Source organism: Vibrio sp. 2-1-2a, from assembly GCF_032648565.1.
GTDB classification, from domain to species: domain Bacteria; phylum Pseudomonadota; class Gammaproteobacteria; order Enterobacterales; family Vibrionaceae; genus Vibrio; species Vibrio diabolicus.
The window spans coordinates 20,729-43,285 of record NZ_WBOH01000006.1; the positions used below are offsets into that span (position 1 = coordinate 20,729).

Sequence of the window (22,557 nt, forward strand, 5' to 3'; positions counted from 1 at the left end):
TGGCAAACAGTGTATATTTGATACTCAAAGATGATAATCAGCTAAGTTGGAAAGGAATTAATTCCCAAGGAGACATAATGGACTGGATTCAAAGCGTGAAGAGTTATATTCGTGTGGTCGAAGAAGGTAGCTTTAATGCAGCAGCGCGGAAACTCAATACCACCAGCTCAGCTATCAGTAAACGAGTTCAATGGCTAGAAGATAAAATTGGCGTTCAACTACTTAAACGCACGACCCGCTCTATTAGCCAAACTGAAGCTGGTGCGCTGTTTTATCAACGAGCAAAAAATCAGTTGGATTCATGGCAATCGGTATTAGATGAAACTCGCTCAGTCAATCAATCACCAGCGGGGTTATTGAAAATTGGCGCGACACTGGCGGTTGGTTCTAAGTTTTTGGTGCATTACCTAGATGATTTTCTTGAGAAATATCCAGACATCACGCTTCAATTAACGACAACGCTACCAGGCCAATTGCCAGAGCTAAGCTTAGACTTATTTATTAGCCGGGAATTAGAGCAACTGAACTCTCTGAGTTTCAAAGCCACCGCACTTTTCGAACATAAAGCCCAGTTTTACGCCGCGCCTAGTTACCTAAAAAAATATGGCACCCCACAATGCGTTGAGGATCTGACAGAGCATAATGTCCTGATTTGGGGTGAAAAGCCCTCACGAGAAATCAAAACCAATCGAGGCAAACGTATCAGCTTGTCCGGTAACTTTGCCACGACCAACCCAGAAGCGCTGTTTCATGGTGCCAAAAGAGGCATGGGTATTCTGATGACGAATAACGTCATGATCAAAGATGATCTCAAATCCGGAGCTTTAGTGCCTATCTTGCCCGATATCACAGCGGATAAAGCCACTGTATATGCCTACTATCCAAAGCTGGATTATCAGCATACCCGAACTAAGCTGTTCCTCGATTATCTCAAATCGCGATTAGAAGAGGAGAAGCGCGCCTAGCTTAGCGTTTTTATCGCTATACCTTTAAAAGCTTCAAGCATAAAAACATGAAAATAATGATTTGTTCGTTCACAAAATTTGAAAAATTCGCCTTAGTAACCGATAGTTTATTTGATGCATATCAAATAATAATTCTTCGTGTCTCACACGATATGGTAATCACAACGCTAGGTGAAATGCTCAATGGGTCAGGTACAAATCAGTTTCCACAAAATTGATGAAATATTGAAGCTAAACGGCACGGCTCAGCTAAACCGAGTCACGTTAGATATTCATCAACAATTGCAGAGCCATTGCACTTGCGTTGTAGAAGTTGCGCATCTTCAGCATTCGGCTCATACCATCTCCTTCGCTAGCAATGGAAAAATTACAGACAATCTAAGCTACCACCTTTCAGGCACACCCTGTGAAAAAGTGGCAAAAGACATTGGCGAACATATTTTCTATCAGGACCAGGTTTACAAACGCTTTCCAGAAGATCAGATGTTTCAAGAGGATGGTATTCAAGCTTACATTGGTCTGCCATTAAAGACACAAAATGGCGAGGTTCTGGGAATTTTATTGTCCACCTTTACCCGAAGCATCCACGCTAAGGAAGCGCAAGATATCCTCGACTTCCACCGCTTTTATGCCAATGTCATTATTCACAGCTTACGTGAAAAGTGGGTCAGTGAACGTTCAGATAAGCTTCTTAATCAGCTTAGCTATGAAGTATCGCATGATAACCTAACTGGACTGCTCAACCGTAGCTGTTTAGCTGATACCTTGGAGACATTGACGCAACAGGCCACTCGTCCATTCAGTTTGGCTTACCTAGACATCGATAACTTTAAATCGATCAATGATATCAACGGAAACTACATCGGCGACCAAATCATTAAGTTTACGGCGAACGCCATTCAACAAAGCTTGTCATCGCCAAACAACGCTTTTCGTGTCGCAGGAGATGAATTCGCCTTCATTACTTACGACGAAGATCCTGTCGCCGTGTGTCAGGAAGTACTCGACAAAATTGAAAGCGGCTACAGCGACAAATCTAACCGAATTTCTTTCACTGTTAGTATTGGTATCGCGCGCGCACCAGTACATATGTTGAACAGTGATGAGCTGATTTTGAATGCTAGCCTCGCTCTCAAAGACTGTAAAAAACATCGCGATACACGAATTCAGCATTACGACACACATCTTAGCGCCCTTTATCACCGTAGAACTCAGCTTATTGAAGCTATGCGCATTCAACTAAGCGCTGACATACATGATAGCGAAGAGTTGTATGTCGTTGTTCAGCCAATCGTAGATATCACAAGCGATCGCTGGAATTACTTTGAAATCCTAGCCCGCTGGAACAGCAATGTTTACGGAAACATCTCACCTGCGGAATTCATTGAAGCTGCCGAACAATCAGGCCTGATTATCGAGTTGGGTGAACGTATTATTGAACTCGCATGTATCGCAAAACAAGAGCTAGAAGCCAACTTAGGATACAAAGTCAAACTCTCTATCAATTGCTCTGCGTATGAGCTGGTCGACTCTAACCGCTATATTAACCACCTAACTAACATGGTTGAAAAGTATCAGCATGAAGCAAAAGACTTTGTTATAGAGCTCACCGAGACCGTTTTACTCTCGCAAAGTGGCCGTGAACAAATGGTACTTAACTCATTGCGTTACTTAGGTTTTAAGGTCGCGTTGGATGATTTTGGTACGGGATACTCAAGCTTGAACTATATACACAATTATCCGATTGATAGCATTAAAATCGATGCAACCTTCGTTCAAAACATGCTCTCAAATACAACCTCTGAACAAGTGGTGTTTTTGATAGCGCAATTGGCAGAACTGCTTGATGTGGATTTGATTGCCGAAGGCGTAGAAGACGATAGAGCACTACAAAAGTTAATTGAAATGGGCTGCCACTACATTCAAGGCTATTTCTACTCTCGCCCACACAGTGTTGATGAAATCGTACACCTGATAAATGAACGTGAAGTGCGGAGCGCCTAAGAGCTCTAAACAAGCGACGGTCATGGAATGTAAATCTAGCTAATGCATAAAGTAAAAGAGACCAAGCTATGCTTAGTCTCTTTTTATTTTTTGAGCGAAGTACTTTGTTACAGCACTGCTTTCTCTTTATCGCGTAATAGCTTATCCATTTCATCTCTGTTCGCGACAAAGGTTGCCATCTCTTTCTTAGGAACAGAGCTCGCCATTGGGATGTTTGCTCGCATAGCGTTAACTGGACGGCCGTATTCAATCAATTCATAGTGAAGGTGTGGCCCTGTCACTCGACCTGTTTTACCTGAAAGACCAATACGCTGGCCTCGAGAAACCTTTTGCCCTTTCTTCACCAGAATCTTACTTAGGTGTAAGTAACGGGTTTTGTATTTGCTGCCGTGCTCAACAACCACGTAGTTACCCGCATAAGGGTGTTTACGAGTCATGATCACTGTACCGTCACCAGTAGAAACGACTGGAGTACCGGTTGGTACGGCAAAGTCAGTACCGTTGTGCGGCGCGACACGCCCCGTTACTGGATGTAAACGATTAGGATTGAAGCCAGAACTGATACGCCAACGGCTACTTACAGGATAACGCTGGAATGCGCGCTGCAAGCTCTCGCCTTTAGCATTGTAGAATTGACCATCCGTATGAAGGTAAGCCGTGATTTCACGTCCGCGATTGTAGATCTTAATCGCCTCAATTTCGTTCTTGCCCGTTGGCACACCATTGATGCTTTGCGAACGACGAACGACTTCAAATCGATCACCTGCACGAAGATCACGCCCAAAGTTGAGTTGCTCTTTGAGTAAGCTCACAACTTGACTCACTTCTGCCGACGTTAGACCTAATCGACTTGCAGAAGAAGAGAAACTGCCTTGAATAACACCAACCAATGGTTCTTGGCTCCACACGCCAGGAATCGAGATATCGGTAAAGTCATAGCTACCATCACTATTTAGTTGGTAGACCACTTTATCTGCAATAGAAAATTGCAGTTCCATTTTCTCTAACTCGCCTGTCGCATCATCACGCCAAAAACGGAGCGTATTGCCCGGCTTTAGTGTATCAAGTGCAAGGTAGTTCAAATCCGTTTCCATTACTTTCATTAACGAGCTGTAACCGAAACCGAGCTGGCTAAAAATAGTGCTTAGGTTGTCACCAGCTTGGATTTGATATTCGAAGTTCGGGGGAGTGACAACTTCGGCAGTTGTCGCATCAAGAATTTTTTCAACGACCTGAGATTCAGGCAGGTTCAATGCGATGGTTTTGGTTAAAGATGACTCTTTGAGAGAGTGAGAAACACCAATCGCAACTAAAACTGGCAAGGAGTATAACAGCAGCGCTCTACGACTTGTCAGATTCGGCAACCGTCTTGTAATTTCATTTGTAGACACGGGAATTACTATCTCCTTTCAAACAAGGCTCATAGCTTATGCATTCCCGTATAAGAAATCACTATGAAATTTCGAGATCTAGCGCAGAAAACACTGAATTTTTACAGAACTCAAAAAAAATTCATCACTGTTGCATATGTAAGTTATTCCCTACACGCTTTAATGTGGATGAATTTAATTGATTTGGCGTATCTGCCATTGCTTGATCGTCACCATGCGCTAAATATGAAAGCGTGATAATGGCATCACTTTCCCATGTAATTTGGGTAAATTTAACGCGGTCACCGACAAAAATACTGTCTAAAAGGACAACTCGGCTCGGCACGGGGTCAAACTTGAACAAGCCAACATAGTTAAACGAACCGCTACCTTGTGTCGTTACAATCATCGGTGCAGCAATCCATGAAACACCCTCAATCTCACGCTGACTAATAAACGCAGTTGGAACGAGTACCTGACCTTTTGTCACACCTGCATCATAATCGCCTATCAAATAGCCGTTTTCTTTATCCCACTCATCAAGAAAAGTGACCGCTCCCTGCTCTGGTACTTGAATCGTCCATGGGTTGCGTGAAGTAATTCCCAGCGTCTCTTGCACAATAACATTGGTTTCTGCTTCCGTTTGAGGGAACTTAGCCATGATCTCTTCATCAGACAAACTAAAGCGATAAACACCCGCGATCACAACCACGACCAATAATACGATCGGAATAAGAAGAATAAGTGGTATCGGCAGGATTCTTTTGTGAGCCATGAAGACTTCCTTGTTTAAAGGTATAAATGAAAAGCGAGTATAGCATTGTATACCCAAATGATTTCATCCCTTCAAGTGTTTCAAAATTAAACTAAACTGACTGTATCCAAATGATTTTCAAGCCCAGATTTCATAACTGGCCACTGACACTGCTCTCAGTGTTCCAAATTCATTGGTGTATTGGGAAGAATAGGTAATCACGATGACAACAACCATTCATACATGCGAATGCGCCTGCGGTTTAGTTGAGATCCGTTGTAAGGGAGAACCCATCCGTACATCTGTCTGCCATTGTTTTGAATGCCAAAAGCGGACTGGCAGTGTGTTTGGGGTACAGGCTCGCTTTGATAAAGAGCACGTAACCTTAAACGGTGAAGTCACCTGCTATACCCGAATGGGGGATGATGGCAGCGAGGTTCAGTATGAGTTTTGCCCTTCTTGCGGCACGACAATGCGCTTATTGGTCTCTACATTTCCTGAAATCATGATCATTCCCGTCGGTCTTTTTACTGATAAAGAGTTCCACCAACCAACGGTTTCAATCTATGAACAGAGGAAACATGGATGGGTGAGTTTCGAATGTACAATGGAACACATCAGGTAGGGGAAATCCCCCTCTATGTCGTTATCATGGTCAAAGCAAAAGCTCGATAAATGAGATTTTTTTGAGAATGATCAACCGAGTTTTACTGTAAGGGGTTTCGTAACGCGGTGTGAGCGTTATAATCGGCTCCTAACATTTGGTGGGGTTTTATTGTGATTTCCAGACTTCCTCGTTGGGTGGAATATGGCGCGTTTCTACTTGCCCTTCTCGCGGGCTGCGTCAATGCCGTTGGTCTTCTCGGCTTTCAACATCAAGCGATAACACATCTTTCGGGAACCGTAACTCAGCTAGGGAACAGCTTGTTAACAGGTGTGGATAGCTCCATTCACCTGCTCTTCATCGTATTTAGCTTTTTGATCGGTGCTGCCTTTAGCGGTTTTTTTATTGAGAGCAGTGCGTTAAAACTAGGGCGAAGATATGGTGTTGCACTGTGCATAGAAGGGAGCTTGCTCCTACTCAGTTTGGGCTTTTTGGTGCAAGGGGATTTGTACGGCCAATATCTAGCGTCAGCAGCATGTGGATTACAAAACGCAATGATCACTACATTCAGCGGCGCAGTAGTCAGAACCACACATATGACTGGGATCATCACCGATCTGGGGATTATGATTGGAGAAAGCTTAAGAGGTCGTCAATTTGATCGACGTAAAGCAAAGCTATTCCTATTCATTTTCTTCGGATTCTTGCTGGGCGGTGTCGCAGGAGCCGCACTATTCGTGGTATATGGATTATATACGCTCGTTTTCCCTGCAATATTGGCTTTCGCTACGGCTCTGATCTACTGGAGTTACCTTTACGTGCTTAGTCGCCAACAAAAAGCATAAAATCTCGAACCGATTGAGGCCGAATGCTTCAATCGGTTGTAGCTAAACTCTCTCACCGCTGCACATCATAATAAACGTTTTATCGTGTTGTAACGCAGCTAAAAACCTTATAGCAGCTAGGGCTAACAGGGCTTCAGGTAAAAAGTTAGTTAGATCAAAGTCACATTTGTTTACCGTTTTATTATTCCAGTCACAATGCGCCCCATAATTCTCTGCGCTGCCCGCGCTCCGCGCTACAATTTTCTAACACAAGCAACATATTCGTATACACTTATACGTTATTTAACCAATTACCCGACAAATCGGCTGAATAACTAGATGTATTTAATGAATAGTATTGCAATGGATGCAGTTTGCGGGTACCCTCCGCAAAACTGTGATTAAATACGGATGTTTAGTGAATATTTATGTCATGGAAATGGCAAGTATTGACTAGTAGTAACACGAGACAACTATGCATAACACCACTAATGCTACTGAAGCTCCTAAGGGCAACTTTTGGATGTTTTTCATCCCTTCCCTAATCGGTCTTCTACTCTTTATGGCTCCGATCTCATACGATGGCGGCCTAACTATCCCTGTTGCGGTTATGGCAAAAGTCATCCCGGCAGTATTAGGCGATACCTTGATCGCTATCGTCACCAGTATCATCGCTTTCATGGCAGTCGCTTCTGTTCTTTGCAAAATTTTCAAGCCTGCAGCGATTTTACGTAATGGATTTTTAAACGGTCTTTTCAATCCATCGCCACTTTGGCTTGTTGTTCGCTTAATCGGCGGTGCAGCCGTATTAATGACATTCTTCCAAGTGGGTCCAAAAGCGATTTGGGAAGAAAACACAGGTGGCCTTGTTCTTACCGGTCTTCTACCAACTTTGTTTGCGGTGTTCATTTTTGCGGGCCTACTCCTTCCGCTTCTTCTGAACTTTGGTCTTCTTGAGCTGTTTGGCGCATTACTGAGTAAAATAATGCGCCCGGTATTCAACCTGCCTGGACGTAGCGCAATTGACTGTATGGCGTCTTGGTTAGGCGACGGCAGTGTTGGTATCTTGCTAACCAGCAAACAGTACGAAAATAAATTCTATACTCAGCGTGAAGCCGCTGTTGTCGGGACAACGTTCTCAGCAGTATCAATCACGTTTAGCTTAGTGGTTATCGCTCAGGTACAGTTAGAGCATCTGTTCCTACCTTTCTACGGCGCAATCTGTTTAGCAGGTATTGTCGCTGCGGTTATCATTCCTCGCTTACCGCCGCTAAGCCTGAAGAAAGATCGCTACATTGATGGCAGCAACCCAGATAAAGATGCTGACGCCGTACCAGAAGGCCACACCACATTCTCATGGGGTATGGATCTAGCACTTAAGCGCGCGGGTCAGGTAACATCTGTTCAGTCTGTATTTAAAGAAGGCGTACATAACGCAATCGACATGGTGTTTGGTGTACTGCCTGTGGTTATGGGTCTGGGTACCGTGGCATTAGTGATTGCAGAGTACACTCCTGTATTTGAAATTCTAGGTCAGCCATTCATTCCATACCTAGAGCTACTGCAAATTCCAGAAGCTGTCGCCGCATCACAGACTATCGTTGTTGGCTTTGCGGATATGTTTATCCCGGCAATTTTAGCGGCATCAATTGATAATGAAATGACACGTTTTGTTATTGCAGCAATGTCAGTAACTCAGCTTATCTACATGTCAGAAGTTGGCGCCCTACTACTAGGCAGCAAAATTCCAGTAAACATTGTAGAACTGTTCGTTATTTTCATTCTGCGTACGCTAATCACATTACCTGTGATTGCTGGTGTTGCTCATCTGATTTTCTAAAATCAAAGCATCAATCAACAAAGGCTCCGCATTGTCGGGGCCTTTTTTATGTCTAAAACTCTATCTACAGCTCTATTCAGATCACTTAATTAGCAAACGCTCATAACTTATAACGAACAGCTCCAATCACGCCCCCTTTCACGACAGTTAAGTCGCTCTCATCTCACCAATAACGCCAACCTGAAACACTATGCTTTACGCAATTCTTTTCATTATGACGCTTTCATTAACAGAGCGCACAAATCTGATCAAACTCACGGTTTTTGTCGTAACTTACCGTTTTGTTTAAATTTGGTTAAAAAAGACAACAAATAGACTCATGTTTTTGACAAAGATGTCGATAAAAAAGATAACCAAACACAATAGGTTTCTCTTGATGCCGAATTCGCCCGTTTAAAAAGAGGTGAAAGCATAGTGAAGCCAACCGGGAGAATCAGAGGAAAGCTCATGAAATTTAGACATAAGGTTGTCACAGCCTCGTCATTTTTGCTGCTAATTACCGTGTCACTACTGTCGACGCAACAAGTTATGACGATCCGCTCCCAAACGCAGGAGCACATTGACTCGAGTGTGAACGAGATATTGACCAGTGTTGGCAATACCGTGCAATCAGAAATGAATGCTAAAAAGGATCTCGCTCGTTCTATTACTGAAGTTATCGAACTTAATCCAAGTTCACACAACTACGTTCAGAACATTCTTGAGCGACCAACACCAAAAGCCAGCTTTCTTGCGATTGGCTTTGGTTATGAAAGCAATGGCTTCGTGATTGAAAATGACGACGGCTGGGAAGCAGGACCAGACTACGATCCGCGTCAACGTCCTTGGTTCATCGCAGCTAAAAACAAAGGCGATTTGGTCGTAACAGACCCATACGTCGATGCGTCTTCAAAAAACGTCATCATCTCTGTTGGTACACCAGTAAAAGAAAACGGCCAGTTCTTAGCTGGTATGTTTTATGACCTCGAACTAACTACCCTTTCTGACCTCGTCAACCAAGTGAATCTGTTTGACGCTGGTTACTTATTTTTGGTCACCGCTGATGGAACTACCATTGCCCACCCTCAAAGTAAGTACAACGGTGAAAAAGTTGGTAGCTACCTACCACAGGTCGATCTTACACAATCAACGCAACACATTGAGATCGATGGCGATCGTTATATGGTTAACTTGACTCACATCCCGGGCGAGAACTGGTACGTGGGTTCAGTTATTGATGAAGCTATCGCCTACTCTGCCGTAGGAGAGCTTCGCAACAGCGCTATTATTTATTCAATCATTGCCGTGATTGCTTCTGTTATTGCACTGACTCTACTCATTCGCACGCTCATGCGTCCGCTGGACACTTTAAACAACGCGATTAAAGGTGTTGCGTCTGGGAAAGGCGATCTTACACAGCGCCTTGAAACTGATACTGACCAAGAATTCTCAGAGCTTGCTACAAACTTCAATACGTTCATGGAAAACTTGCAACAGCAAATTATTGAGTCGAAGAGTATTTCTGATCAAATTTTGAATGGCACTCAAATCACCGCTGAGGGTGCAAAAGATTCGGCAGGTGCTATTCAAACTCAGCTACAAGAGCTAGAACAATTAGCCACCGCGATGCACGAAATGTCTGTTACCGCGACTGAAGTTGCCAATAATGCGCAAGGCGCAGCGAGTGCAGCCAAAGAAGCTGATCAAGCAACGGTTGAGGGCTCTTCTGTGGTCGGTGAATCGACACAAACGATCAATATGCTTTCCGATAGCATTGACCTTGCTGTCGAAGAAGTGCAAGTGCTTGAATCTGCAACCGCCAACATCGAAACGATTCTAAAAGTCATCAACGATATTGCGGACCAAACGAACTTACTCGCGTTGAATGCCGCAATTGAGGCTGCACGTGCGGGAGAATCTGGCCGAGGCTTCGCCGTCGTTGCTGATGAAGTTCGTACACTGGCGCAACGAACTCAAGAATCAACAACAGAAATTCGTACTATGATTGAGCAGCTGCAATCTGGCGCATCATCTGTGGCAAATGCTATGCATCAAAGCAAGGGTAGCGCTGTAGAAGCCGTAGAAAAAGCAGACTTGGCAAACAACGCGCTACAACGTATTCGTGATGCGATTCAGCGTATTTCTGATATGAACTTACAAATCGCCTCAGCGGCGGAAGAACAAAGCTTAGTTGCGGAGGAGATCAACAACAATACGGTGAATATTAAAGACCTATCGACTCAAGTCGCCGAATCTGCAAATCGAACTAACGATGCTATGCAGGCACAGCAAGAAGATGTGCATAAACAAGATCAAATATTAAACCGATTTACAGTCTAGTCTTCGCCTAAACAAAAACAGCGAGCCAATGCTCGCTGTTTTTGTTTTTAGACCTCTATCGCAGTGGTATCTAGACTTAGAGCGCCTAGTTTTTAGTGTTGTCGCCACTCGGCTCAAAACTGTTATCACGCTTGCTATGCTGCCTTTCCCACTCTAATTGAATTCAACATGGATATAGCGGTCATTGGAGCGACGATAATAACGATCATCCACTTTTAAATAGGTGAAATCTCCAATCTTTATGTAGGTACTATTACGAGGAATTCGGTCGTGGTAGTAGTAACTGCGTCTTGGTCGTCGAGACTCCACATAAATAACGTCACGATGTTTATACTTATGTTTATGCTTGTGCTTGTGCTTGTGCTTGCGTTTATGATGATGGTGATGCTCATGATGGTGATCATATCGATGACCATGCCTATGTTTCGGGTCAGCCATCACTTCTGTACTGAACACACCTAAAGACAATATAACGCCAACCATGGCAAAAGATAATTGCTTTGACACAACAGAGCCTCTTATTCATATCAACATCGATATAATAGAAGGGTGAATCACTGTACATGTCAGCCTTTCGCCAAGGAGTTTTACTACAAGGTCAAAGCTTATCGTGATTATCAGAGAAAGGTAAAGTATCACTGATATTGATAACTTTTTAAGTCCTCTGTGTTTGGGTTATAAACACAAAAAAGCCGCCCGTTATACAACGGGCGGCTCAGTTTTTAAATAAGCTAGCGTGATTTTATACTGCTTGGGCAAACAGCAAGAAACAGCCGAATAGGAAGATCATGCTCATTCCCATTACGCCGCCACCAGCTTCATAAATACTGTCATCTTCTACTGGCACTCGACGCACTTTCATTGTCATTGATAATGGGACAAAGACCGCGAGAAACACAAGAATAATCCCCGCGTAGCTAAGAATAGCCAAGAAGTGTTCTGGCGCATATACAGCACCTAGTAGTGGTAGCACAAAAGTAGTAACAAAAATCACTGGCTTACTTGCTTTCAGTAGGTCTGCATTTTGATCGTATAGCGCCATTGCCACACCTAAGAACGATGTTAACAGTGCTAACCCAGTGAACATGGATAGGATAAACTCCAAACCCTCGTATTGCTGACCTAATACCGAGATCAACTCCGTTACGTTGGAGTATTGAACAAGCTCATGAGGTGGTAGGTTACCGACAACTGCTAATAACCATAATAAGTAACAAACAAGCGGAATAGTTGAACCCACGATAATCATATTACGCAGTTGAGTTTTGCTCGCTTCTTTGTTGTAAGTTACAAGCGATGGGATCACGACCATAAAACCGAAACTGGTGAAAAGCACCGAGCTTGTCTTAATTAGCGCCATCTTATCGTCACTCACGACTTCATCAAGTCCCTCAAACGAGACGCTTGGTGCAAGCGCAAAAAGTGTCAGGATCAACGCCACGATCATGCCTAGGAACAAACCGCGATTAAGCTTATCTACAGCCCCTGTGCCTGCCGAAACAATGATACCGACTAAAAGAGTAAAACCGACTTGGCTTGCGATCGTAGATGTTGGCAGCCCAATTGAGGCTGTTACTTTTTGTACGAGATCACCCGCACCAATGATATAAGCCATCAATAGACAAACTAACAGGGCGTAAAGCAAGCTGTTGGTTACCAACTGGCCACCTTTACCTAGCGTTTCGCGAGCAATTGCATTCATGCTAGCGCCGCCGCCTACTTTGCAACTGGCCTCAAGAAGGAGCAGCGCAGCGTAAGTCGTCCCAGCCCAGATGAACAACATAAGAAGAGTGCCCCAGAGGAGGCCAAATTGAGCAAGCACCATTGGTATAGCAAGCATACCAGCGCCAAGAGCAGTACCTGCAACGATCAGGGAGCTGCCGACAAGTTTTAGGTTCACGGTTAATACCTCTAAATTCAATCCGTTTATTTCTCGCCAGTTGTGCTACATCCAAAGCACACCCAACAAAACGCTCTACTCAACCAAAATTTGGTTACAAGAACCCTATATGGCTAAGAAAACATGCAGCAAAAGGTGGTTAATTCAATTGCACATGAACACTTGAGAGTCGTTTTGGGCGATGTCATCGTTGATGAAATGCGCACAACTTTGGGTTCGAAGCAAAATTGTTCATCTTAATTCATCAACCCCATTCGTTGTGAATGGATTTGGTTCGAAAAGATTGTAAGGCATAAGCAGGACGATTGAAAAGCAAAAGGTCAATCTTATAGCGATATATTTTAACAACTCTCCTCATTCACCTAAGATGTGTTGTTATTTTCATCACTAATCAGTCTTTTATCGCCTAATGAGAGTAAGAACGTGCTCAACCGCTCAATTTTGGATGGGTGTACAAATTAATTTACAGTTCAAGTAAAGGTGTTAGATTCCAGGGGCGTAGCCTAGATCGGACAATATCGCTATTATTCGCTGCGTACCGACACTGTTCGGTTCACATACCTCTAAACACTGATTTACGGTTCGAAACTATAGGTAAATGAGTGTCCGAATGCTGGGTGTGGTTCCCCAGCATTTGCATCCTTTCTTTTAGGTGTTATCCAAACTGTCTAAATCTAAGCTAGCTTGCCCATTCTATTAATACGCTTTATCTAACGCTCCGATGATATAAGTTAATGCTGAAACGCCCATATCCGCGACCTGCTTCTCAGTCACACTCATATTTTCATACGCAATCTGCAACTCTACCTCACCTATCGATTCTTTATGAAGATAAAGCTCTTTGTAGTTCATCAACCTCTGTTGAGACTGTCGAGTCAGAGCGACAACATTTTCTTTAGTGACACGATGCTGCTCATTAAGCTCGCTAAATAATTGATCTAAAATGCGTTGCATTTTGCGAATTGAAGATTTTGTCTCGATTGATTTGTATGATTGATACTTTTCCATTGAGTTTATAACTGACTAAAATATGTACATTTTTATTAGATAGCTATTCTTATACTGATTGCAAAACAGGTAAATATGAGATGGTTAAACTGGTCCACTTCTTGCTTTATTTAGGTCAAAACTGTCCTTTCAGGAGAGCACATGCAGGTCGACCCTATTATTGAAGCACTAATTGCGAGAAGAAAAGCGAGTGGCCTCTCCCGTGAACAAATGGCAAACATCGCAGGGATGAGCGTGAAAACGTATCAACGGATAGAGCGTGGAGAATCCGACCTGAAACTTTCCCAATATCGCTCCATACTGCGCTCTCTGCATTTGACCGATCTCGACATCGCATTGGATATAAGAGACGTTCAACACGTAACAGCAGGTGATCTAATGGCCGTAGCACGCTTACTGTCTCCTGAAGCTCAGTCCCTACTTGTTCGCCTGTTATCGCTCGTTATTGAACAGCGGAACACAAAAAGCGGCTCATAACCTTATGACTGATTAAGAGCCATAAAATTCCCGCTCGTCCTATAATATTCTCGAATTATGGCCTTCGTTCCCTTTTTCATTGATTCTTCTTTTCACGCTTTAAATCACAGTCGCGTTGTTTGTTCTACGCCTCCCCAAAACGAATAAAACCCGCAGCTTGGCGGGTTTTAGGGCTGTATAAGAAAATACTTCATTTAATGTGTTTGGGATTTTACTTAGTAAAAATCCTTAAACTCTGAAATCCTCGCTTTACCTCTCAGCAATAAGAAGTTCAAGAATCGGCTCGTCGACGTAGTGAGTATCTTCTCTTCTTCCACACCGTGTTTTTCCAGCAAAGCAATCGCCAAATCTAACTTAGAGATCTCTTCACAGAAGTGCGCATCAGATCCGGTACTGAAGTAAACGCCAATCTCTTTGCCCAGCTCGACAATGCGATCACAACGGGAATCACTACCCTTACGGCTTTTGCCTGTCAAAGATGTATTGTTAACTTCAACCGCAACATTGTGATCTTTCGCGCAGCGCAGCACCTGTTCCATATCGAATGGGTAATTTGGGTTACCTAAGTGACCGAGAACATCCACCCTGCCGCTTTTAATAGCACTTATCAGAGCGGCAGTATGCTCAGCTTCGGTCGCGGGCTTGAATACGGGTTCATGGAAACTCGCAATCACCCAGTCAAGATGTTGGTCAGAGGAAGGTGGTAAGTCTATCTCCCCTTTCACATTCAGCGTGTTGGCTTCTACACCGCGGAGAATACCTACATCGTGTAAAAAACGGGGCAAAATTCTTTGATTGTTGAAATGCCAGTAGTGAGGGGCTCCTGGCATCTCGGGAGCATGATCGGTGATACAAAGAAGTTTTAGCCCCTTATTCTTGGCAGACAATGCGTTCTCTAAAATGGTGCTGTAGGCATGTCCACTGGCAATAGTATGGGTGTGGCTATCAACGACGATATCCATGGTGACCTCCTAAGTTGTGGACGAATTATCGAATTTCGAACGAACCGTTTTGATTGAGAAACAGCGTGAGATCCGCTGGAATTGAGTGATTTAAAACCTTATCTACATTTACGGCATCTGAGTTCAAATAAAACGCTAATGCAGCTTCTGGATCTGTACCACCACGAATCTTACGGTTTACTAAGCGTTCTTGCAGAAACTCAGGCTGTGTATCGACGAAGACGGTAAAATCTGCCAAACGATGCAGTTCATTCCACACTGGTTCATTAAGCAGTAACCAATTCCCCTCAACGACAACCACATTCCGATTTACCAAAATGGCGTCGCCGACTGGATCATGCAAATTGCGGTCGTAGTATGGCCATTTTGTATCTTTCATTTTGAGCTGTTTGAGCTTGTCGATAAGCTCCGTCAGATTAAATGTTTGATAGGCCCCCTTAATACTGCGCAGAGGCACGAGCTCGCCATCTCGTTCAATCGTATTGTTGTCGAGGATCTCATTTGGATAGTGGAAACCATCAAACGGCAGCACTTGTAAAGGCTCTTGGCTTTCATCATGTTCAGAGAGATATTCCCAGAACGCAGCAAGGGTTGACTTACCGCTGCCCGGAGGAGCACACAAGAACACCACAATGCGTTCCTGCTTCTCATGATAAAGACGGGTAAATTTTTCGATAAGAGGTTGATGGATTCGCTTTACGTCGGCATCAGGAAAGGTAGCTTCGGTTTCAAAACCACTGACGTTTAAATTCACTTTCATGGTGAACCCTTATTGATTGATCTCCCCTTCGATTCTTTCTATCAACATTTCACACGACAGCTTCAACACTGTTTTGATGAGAGATTCGTATCTCATTTGCGAAAAGGACTCAAACGAAGAGAACTTAAGCTGATTGATCGACTCAAGATAAAAGCTGTCTTGCTGAGAAGAGAGTACCGCTTGGTTTTTGATGAAGTCATAAATCACGTCATCCGCGAATTCGACTTTCTCCGGTTGGCTAACCACATACTCCAACACCTGATCGTACAACCCGATATCGGCGTAAGTTTCTAAAGAGATTTTGCCCATCGCAAACATCAGCTTCGATACCACATCGGTCGTCACCAACGGACCATCTTCTTTCAATAGAGGATCCACAGCATACTCCTTCACTAGATCGTCTTGGACGAACACGCTCGGAAGTAATGCTTTTAACTTGAGGTTAATTATTTTGTTAGAAACCTGAAGAAACGCAGTGGCATTTTCGCACTCGTCCAGTTTCTCCAGTAATTCGTCTTCACGTGACAACGTATTATGACCTCTCCATTATGTGGCAGCGCAAAGGCTACCACACAAATTCGTTGCAACTAAACCGTTAAGCTCACGTCATAAAACTCAAGTAACGCTTTTTCTGCATGTGCGTTCCACACATAGTTATTAGCGTTCAAAATTGCGTCTAATTCGGCGAAGAACGGGTCTTGGTCTACCAACGATAAGAAATCATCAATCGCGGTCAATGGCAGGTCAATATGCGGGTAAATCAACTTCTTACCGCCCGGAATATCCAACTGATTCAAAATCGTATGGGGTGCAGCTTGTAAGCCACCAACATGGGTTATCATGAAAGATGGGTTGATCTTGCCTTGTGAGGAAAGCTCAATAGATTCCACCATGTCACCCTTTGAACCACCAGACGTCCCTACAATATGGGTTGATTCGTAATGCACGTTGTAGAAGTTAAACGGCACTTTGAAGTTCTTATCCGTTGGGCCAGCAAAGAAGTTGAGGCAGCCATCATTGCCAAGTAGCTCATCGGCTTGTTCTAGCACTTGAGCAACCGCCGCGTAGACCATTACATCGTCATAACCATTGCCACCGTTGAGTGCTTTGAGATACGCGACCGGGTCGTCGATTTGAGCGGTATTCACGTAGTGCAGTTCTACGCCCTGCTCTTTGGCTTTTGCAACGGGAATGAGACTTTCAGCTCGGTCTAAACGCGCGGCGTCGATGTCCGTCACCACGATCAGTTTTGGCTTTACAGGGCCGTTGATCGCATAGTCAATCGCACCAATGCCCATTGGGCCAGCACACGCAAGTAGCGCTAATGCTCCGCCCTCTTTGATGCCCATATCGTGCTCGTACACGTATTGCGTGGTGTGGTAACTCGCATGGTAAGCACCGATGATGCATGACATTGGTTCAGCCAAAGACGCATCTGCAAAGTAGTCACCGTGGTAAGGCAGCACACAGCCTAAATCGATAGCGATTTTAGGTATGATGGAATACGTTGCGTTGCCACCAAAGGTTTCGTAGCTGTAACCCGCCGAGTAACCACTAGGCAAACCCATTGCAGGTTGCAGTACAAAGTAATCGCCTGCTTTGTATTGGTCTTTTAGGTTCTCACCGACTTCAACAATCACACCTGCGTATTCGTGGCCCGTCATCACTGGCACTTCGTCAATGTTTTCAGGAACGCGTTTGTGTTTGCTACCTAACAATGCTGCTTTGTAAGTGGATAGACAAATGCTGTTTGAAATGTTTTTAACCAGAAGTTCGTCGGCTGAAATGTTTGGTAAATCAAAGGTTCTTAGTTGAACGTTTTTCTCACCACAGATAACCGCTGCCGTTGTTTGTACCATGATTTATCTCCTAAATGGGGTGGTAGGTGCCACCCAATACTGCATTGTTAGGCTGGTTGCTCAGTCGCGACCGTTTGTTGCTTAATCTTATCCATCAGCTCGTCAAGCGCTGGGTCGTTGAGGAAGTTCTTGATCGTTACGACTGGTAAACCTGTCGCGTTGACTGCGCGGCTTTCTAAGCTCTCGTGCGTCACGACGATGTCGGCTTCACTCGGGACTTTCTCGATGGCGAAATTCTTCACTTCAATCTCTATCCCAGCTTGTACTAGCTTGCGTTTGAAGGTCGATGCGCCCATTGCACTAGAGCCCATACCCGCATCACATGCGAATGCGACAAATGAAATTGGCTTGCTCGGCTCTTGCGTCGTCGCAGCTGCCGCAACTGGCTTAACTGCGCCTTCTGCTTTCATCTCTTTCATGTCAGAAACTGATTTCTTAAACTCACTTTCTTTTTCTTCTGATTTGCTTACTTTCAGAATCGCACTTGCTACCAAGAAAGAGACAATCGTTGCACTTGTCACACCTGCGATGGTCGCAATGAAGCTACCTTTCGGAGTAAGAGCAAGGTAAGAGAAGATAGAGCCTGGACTTGGACCCGCGACCAAACCGGCATCAAATAGGTTGAAGGTTGCGATGCCTGTCGCCGCACCAGCAATCATTGCCACAATCATGATTGGTTTCATGAGTACATATGGGAAGTACAGCTCATGAATGCCACCAAAGAAGTGAATGATGATGGCACTTGGCGCAGAGCGTTTAGATAAACCCTGACCAAACTTTGCGTAAGCCAGCAGCATACCAAGACCTGGGCCTGGGTTAGACGCCACCATAAAGAAAATGGACTTGCCCGTTTCTGCGGCCGCTTGCAGGCCTAGTGGGTAATAAATACCTTGGTCAATGGCGTTGTTCAGGAACAACACTTTTGCTGGTTCGTTAATGATCGCTAACAGAGGCAGGAAACCCGTCGCAACCAACGCTTCGATGCCTGATTTCACAAACAAGTTTGCTGCGGTGACTGAAGGGCCAACAATCTCGTAGGCGAACAAACACAACAACATACCGACGATACCCAACGAGAAGTTGTTGACCACCATCTCAAAACCAGAAGGGATGCGGTGTTGAATACGTTTATCCACTTGCACCACAACCCAAGCACTCAGTGGGCCCATGATCATTGCGCCAACAAACATCGGTATGTCAGCCCCGACAATCACGCCCATCGTACCGATAGCCCCCGCTACCGCGCCGCGTTTTTCACCAACAATCTGACCACCAGTGTAACCAATTAAAAGTGGCAGCAAGTAAGTGATCATTGGCCCCACGAGTTCGCCAAAGGCTTCGTTTGGCATCCAGCCCGTAGGAATAAAGAGTGCAGTAATAAAGCCCCAAGCGATAAAGGCTCCGATATTTGGCAGCACCATGGCGGTCAAATGACCTCCGAAGGCTTGCACATTGGCTCGCATGTTTGCTTTCACGTTATGTTCCTTTTAGTATGCTTTTATTATGTCTAGCACTTGTTCTTTGGAAGAGGCTTGTGCCAGTTTTGCAATGTTCTCTTCATCCACAAACATCTCGCTCAACGCTTGAATCACCTCAATGTGGGTATCAGAGTCTTTCGCAGCTAAGGTAATAAGAATATTGGCCGGACCGAGATCCGATCCAAAATCAACAGGTGATGGGAAAATATGGATGCCTAAGCCTGTTTTTAAAACGCCAGTTTCAGGTCGGGCATGAGGCATAGCTAATCCAGGGCATAACACATAGTAAGGACCGTTTTCTTCCGTTGAACGGATGATCGCATCAGCATAGTGCTGGGAGACGTAACCTTTATTTTCTAGGTATTGAGTGGTCTTTTTAACCGCATCTTGCCATTGGTAAGCGCGATCATTAATTACATCTACTAGTTCGTGGTCGATTAACTCGTACAGCATATTTAACCCTATCAACAGTTCGTCATCTGATGGGTTAATTATCAATAACAGAGTCCCAACCGCGCAACCGAGCTACTTTTGTGCTTCGAATCACACTTTAAAGCCTGTCAATTTGTTTAAATGGATAGAGCTCAAAAATCTCACACGTAAAAAATCTACAAATTTTATTTGAGCAACAAATCAATAGACGAATTTTGAATAAAATCACTTTCTCGAAAATATTCTTAAAGTTACATTATTTAAATCAGATCACATTAGACCTATTGACTCAATATAATTCGTGATTAATTTCAAAGTTCATTTCGGGCCATTTATTGATAGCTCACACTAAAACGTAGATAAACATCACATTTGTTGGCTAGAAGAAATAAAAACGTCACTGGCTTTCACCAAATTGCAGACACAAAAAAACCGCCATTCAGGCGGTTTTGATCAGTCCGCAGACCAAACGGATCGTATGTCTGGCCATCCCCAGTTTGTGAGTGCGACATCTTCCAAGACCCCTTGAAAACGTAGCGTCTGAGTATGGTGGAACATCGGTGCAATCCAATATTCGCTGATCAAAGTGGACGCAATCGGCTCTAACGCGCTCAGGTAATCTTCAAGCAGTGAGAATGCACGGACATTTTCCATTTGAGCATCCAACCACGCCGCATTTTGCGCCCCTAAGGTGTGGTAAAGCACTGCATTGCTAAAGAAGTTGCTAAACGCAGACGCATGACGGTTATCGTCCAAGTTAATATTGGTGACAACCAGAGTCTCATCAAGCGTGCCGTTTTTAGCTTTCTCGCTCAGTTCACGGTAGGAGTACATAACGATCTCCACTCGGCTGCCCGCACGCTCTAAACGCGAAGAAATCGCTCGTGCGCACCGGCGTAGCGCCGTGTAATTGTACCCTGCGATGGTGATCAGCTTTGGCAACTTGACCGCATCTCCAAAGGGGCGCAACACTGGCTTCCAGTTAGGCAATAAGTTATAAGCAGGTATGCTCCCAAATATAATGTTTTCATTACGCATCACGTCAGCTAGCAGTTCAGGTTGAATCAATTCACTGATGTATCGGCGCTGGGCCTGAGACAAAGCGTGCTTTGCATGATGGTTAAACAGTGCGAACAAACAACCGTCTTCCGTTCGACTGCGTTTACTCGCTGGTGATACTTCACTGTTTGGCGTCGACATATAGTGGCTGCACATGTCATCAGCAGAATCAGGTTCTGGTTGCAATGTGTTTGCGGCAAGCGATGGATTTTCCATCTGTTCATCGTTGACGATCCATATCGTCACAAAATCCGTTAATACTCGACACGCGTAATAGCCATCAAACGCTTGCAGTTTCAAACGGTTTTCACTGTGCTCAACGACGGAAAATGGGCCACTCCCCACCACCAACTTGTTGTTAGCAACGTTCACCTGACTCACGGGCTGAATGCCATATTTCACGCCAGAAATAAGTCCAGCAAAACCCAAGTCAGGTCGATTAAGCTTAAAAACAACCTTCAACGGATTAAGTGCCGTAATGTTGGCAACATGCTCCAGCTCTTTTTCGTAGTATTCCAAAGAGCTTAATTTGGCGAACAAACTGACAACCGTTTCAGCATCAATTGGGTTGCCATTATGAAAAGTCAGACCCGGACGAAGATAAAATGTCCATTCGTACAAGCTGTCATCATAACGCCAATGATGAGCCAACTCTGGCTGCACCTGTCCGTTGTAATCGCTCGAAACCAAACAACAATAAATTTGGCGAAGCAAAAAACGTTCACTACTTCGCTGCAGTTGATGCGGAACCACACGCTCGAACATGCGTTTGTAGGTCAGCTGAATATTGAGCCGCCCCTCTTTTACCGATGCGCCCGACGTTGTTTTGAGGAGTCGCCCAAATGCAGCTTCATCTTCATCCAGAATCGACAGCGCTTTCTCGTACTTACCAAGCTTGATTCGCTCTAGTGCAAGGCTTTCTTTTAGCGCGCTGAGTTCAACATTTAACAACAATGTTGAACGTTGGTTCCGTCCCGGTTTTGGTCGCCAACTTAACCACGCTATCTCTTGCATCTGCGCTAGCAAACTGCGCGCATGACGAGGCGAAGTAAACAACAAATCGGCGATTTCTTGCAGCGTAGTTTTTGCTTCATTACCAACACCAAAAGAGAGCAAGCGTTGGTAATAACGAAATAAGTTGAGATCAGACACCGCACGTACCTTAACTCTAGGAGGTCATTGAATAGGCGTATTTTACTGAACTTAGCGGCAATAAAATAAGAAAACTTCCAAACACTTTGTTCCCCTTTTACTAGCATTTCGTCCCTATATTGTAGGAAAAACCCACCTATTTGGTCTTATCAGGAATAAAGCGAAGAAATCTAATCTCTTTTTTACCTCCCCTTTTTTCACCATACTGATTTGGCTCGCAGGAAATATAGAAAATTGCTCACAACCTAACCCCCAAGCAGAACTTAGCTCCTGATACCACACCCCCAATTCGTCGTATCTTTAAGTTCTGCTTTTTTACTGCCAACAGTTGCGCCTTAGAAAAAGCACACGTACACTTAATCGTAATTCGACGATTAACTATAAAGGTCTGCTCATGAGCAACAAATGCAGCGAAACATGCGAAATTGCTTTTGAAGCCACACAAAAACAACTGGATAAAGAGCAAGCACTCGCCGCTCAAGCAAAAGCGCTGTCTCATCCTGCTCGCTTACGCATTCTGCATATTCTTCACACTTTAGACACTATGGGCGGCTGCTTAAATAGCGATTTAGTCTCTGAGTTAGGTTTAGCGCAATCGACCGTATCAGAACACTTACGTATTCTAAAACAGGCCGGGTTTATCAGTGCAGAACCTAACCCGCCAAAGGTTTGTTACCGCATTCAACGTGAAAAACTGAACGCGTTTAACGCTCAATTTTCCGGTTTATTTAGCTAAGACACATTGCGCGCTTTCCATGCGCGCAAAGATAAACTATAACCTTATATATCG

General features: G+C 44.2%; 20 protein-coding genes. 8 read left to right on the top strand and 12 right to left on the bottom strand.

Annotated features, from left to right (window positions below):
• Positions 1-77 precede the first annotated feature (77 nt).
• Together F7Y48_RS16495 and F7Y48_RS16500 are read left to right on the top strand one after the other, a co-directional pair.
• Entirely contained in the window at positions 78-965 is an 888-nt protein-coding gene (locus F7Y48_RS16495; protein WP_005391202.1) for a LysR family transcriptional regulator, read from the top strand.
• A 183-nt stretch (positions 966-1,148) separates the two neighbouring features.
• Positions 1,149-2,969, top strand: coding sequence for a putative bifunctional diguanylate cyclase/phosphodiesterase (locus F7Y48_RS16500; RefSeq protein WP_006742077.1), 1,821 nt, complete (start codon positions 1,149-1,151; stop codon positions 2,967-2,969).
• Between the two features lie 107 nt (positions 2,970-3,076).
• On the opposite strand, the gene F7Y48_RS16505 is transcribed toward F7Y48_RS16500, so the two are convergent.
• Positions 3,077-4,360, bottom strand: a complete 1,284-nt coding sequence (locus F7Y48_RS16505) for a peptidoglycan DD-metalloendopeptidase family protein (protein ID WP_031780190.1) — start codon at positions 4,358-4,360, stop codon at positions 3,077-3,079.
• 124 nt (positions 4,361-4,484) lie between these two features.
• Positions 4,485-5,114: a hypothetical protein gene (locus tag F7Y48_RS16510; RefSeq protein WP_104970161.1), complete on the bottom strand. Its 630-nt coding sequence runs from the start codon at positions 5,112-5,114 to the stop codon at positions 4,485-4,487.
• Positions 5,115-5,316: 202 nt separating this feature from the next.
• On the opposite strand from F7Y48_RS16510, the gene F7Y48_RS16515 reads away from it, so the two are divergent.
• From F7Y48_RS16515 to F7Y48_RS16530, 4 genes are all read left to right on the top strand, one after another.
• The gene (locus F7Y48_RS16515; protein ID WP_080955925.1) at positions 5,317-5,718 is read left to right on the top strand and encodes a GFA family protein; all 402 of its coding nucleotides are present in this window, start codon (positions 5,317-5,319) and stop codon (positions 5,716-5,718) included.
• Between the two features lie 152 nt (positions 5,719-5,870).
• The gene (locus tag F7Y48_RS16520) at positions 5,871-6,542 is read left to right on the top strand and encodes a YoaK family protein (protein ID WP_005391213.1); all 672 of its coding nucleotides are present in this window, start codon (positions 5,871-5,873) and stop codon (positions 6,540-6,542) included.
• A 454-nt stretch (positions 6,543-6,996) separates the two neighbouring features.
• On the top strand, positions 6,997-8,361 hold the full coding sequence (locus F7Y48_RS16525; RefSeq protein WP_041853121.1) for a YjiH family protein: 1,365 nt from the start codon (positions 6,997-6,999) through the stop codon (positions 8,359-8,361).
• A gap of 447 nt (positions 8,362-8,808) precedes the next feature.
• Positions 8,809-10,680, top strand: a complete 1,872-nt coding sequence (locus F7Y48_RS16530; protein WP_104970164.1) for a methyl-accepting chemotaxis protein — start codon at positions 8,809-8,811, stop codon at positions 10,678-10,680.
• Positions 10,681-10,833: 153 nt separating this feature from the next.
• Here the strand turns inward: F7Y48_RS16530 and F7Y48_RS16535 are convergent, their stop codons facing one another.
• From F7Y48_RS16535 to F7Y48_RS16545, 3 genes are all read right to left on the bottom strand, one after another.
• Entirely contained in the window at positions 10,834-11,187 is a 354-nt protein-coding gene (locus tag F7Y48_RS16535; RefSeq protein ID WP_237309001.1) for a hypothetical protein, read from the bottom strand.
• 235 nt (positions 11,188-11,422) lie between these two features.
• On the bottom strand, positions 11,423-12,580 hold the full coding sequence (locus F7Y48_RS16540) for an amino acid permease (protein WP_316685063.1): 1,158 nt from the start codon (positions 12,578-12,580) through the stop codon (positions 11,423-11,425).
• A 696-nt stretch (positions 12,581-13,276) separates the two neighbouring features.
• Positions 13,277-13,588 carry a hypothetical protein gene (locus F7Y48_RS16545; RefSeq protein WP_006742087.1) on the bottom strand — a complete coding sequence of 104 codons (312 nt, stop codon included), beginning with the start codon at positions 13,586-13,588 and terminating at the stop codon, positions 13,277-13,279.
• 141 nt (positions 13,589-13,729) lie between these two features.
• On the opposite strand from F7Y48_RS16545, the gene F7Y48_RS16550 reads away from it, so the two are divergent.
• Complete coding sequence (locus tag F7Y48_RS16550; RefSeq protein ID WP_145472102.1) at positions 13,730-14,065, top strand: helix-turn-helix domain-containing protein; 336 nt, start codon at positions 13,730-13,732, stop codon at positions 14,063-14,065.
• Positions 14,066-14,280: 215 nt separating this feature from the next.
• On the opposite strand, the gene F7Y48_RS16555 is transcribed toward F7Y48_RS16550, so the two are convergent.
• The 7 genes from F7Y48_RS16555 to F7Y48_RS16585 all read right to left on the bottom strand — a co-directional run bounded on the left by F7Y48_RS16555 (position 14,281) and on the right by F7Y48_RS16585 (position 21,767).
• Positions 14,281-15,027, bottom strand: coding sequence for a phosphatase (locus F7Y48_RS16555; protein ID WP_253644327.1), 747 nt, complete (start codon positions 15,025-15,027; stop codon positions 14,281-14,283).
• A gap of 25 nt (positions 15,028-15,052) precedes the next feature.
• Positions 15,053-15,787: a nucleoside/nucleotide kinase family protein gene (locus F7Y48_RS16560; protein ID WP_316685065.1), complete on the bottom strand. Its 735-nt coding sequence runs from the start codon at positions 15,785-15,787 to the stop codon at positions 15,053-15,055.
• A 9-nt stretch (positions 15,788-15,796) separates the two neighbouring features.
• Complete coding sequence (locus tag F7Y48_RS16565) at positions 15,797-16,315, bottom strand: MltR family transcriptional regulator (RefSeq protein ID WP_005435522.1); 519 nt, start codon at positions 16,313-16,315, stop codon at positions 15,797-15,799.
• A 59-nt stretch (positions 16,316-16,374) separates the two neighbouring features.
• Entirely contained in the window at positions 16,375-17,646 is a 1,272-nt protein-coding gene (locus F7Y48_RS16570; RefSeq protein ID WP_316685066.1) for a zinc-binding dehydrogenase, read from the bottom strand.
• A gap of 47 nt (positions 17,647-17,693) precedes the next feature.
• Positions 17,694-19,121: a PTS mannitol transporter subunit IICB gene (locus F7Y48_RS16575; protein WP_309303508.1), complete on the bottom strand. Its 1,428-nt coding sequence runs from the start codon at positions 19,119-19,121 to the stop codon at positions 17,694-17,696.
• A 12-nt stretch (positions 19,122-19,133) separates the two neighbouring features.
• A complete protein-coding gene (locus F7Y48_RS16580) occupies positions 19,134-19,577 on the bottom strand; it encodes a PTS sugar transporter subunit IIA (protein WP_005391226.1) in 444 nt (147 codons plus the stop codon).
• 432 nt (positions 19,578-20,009) lie between these two features.
• A complete protein-coding gene (locus tag F7Y48_RS16585; RefSeq protein WP_109169126.1) occupies positions 20,010-21,767 on the bottom strand; it encodes an SgrR family transcriptional regulator in 1,758 nt (585 codons plus the stop codon).
• Between the two features lie 394 nt (positions 21,768-22,161).
• On the opposite strand from F7Y48_RS16585, the gene F7Y48_RS16590 reads away from it, so the two are divergent.
• Positions 22,162-22,503: an ArsR/SmtB family transcription factor gene (locus F7Y48_RS16590; RefSeq protein ID WP_005391232.1), complete on the top strand. Its 342-nt coding sequence runs from the start codon at positions 22,162-22,164 to the stop codon at positions 22,501-22,503.
• The last annotated feature ends 54 nt before the right edge of the window (positions 22,504-22,557 follow it).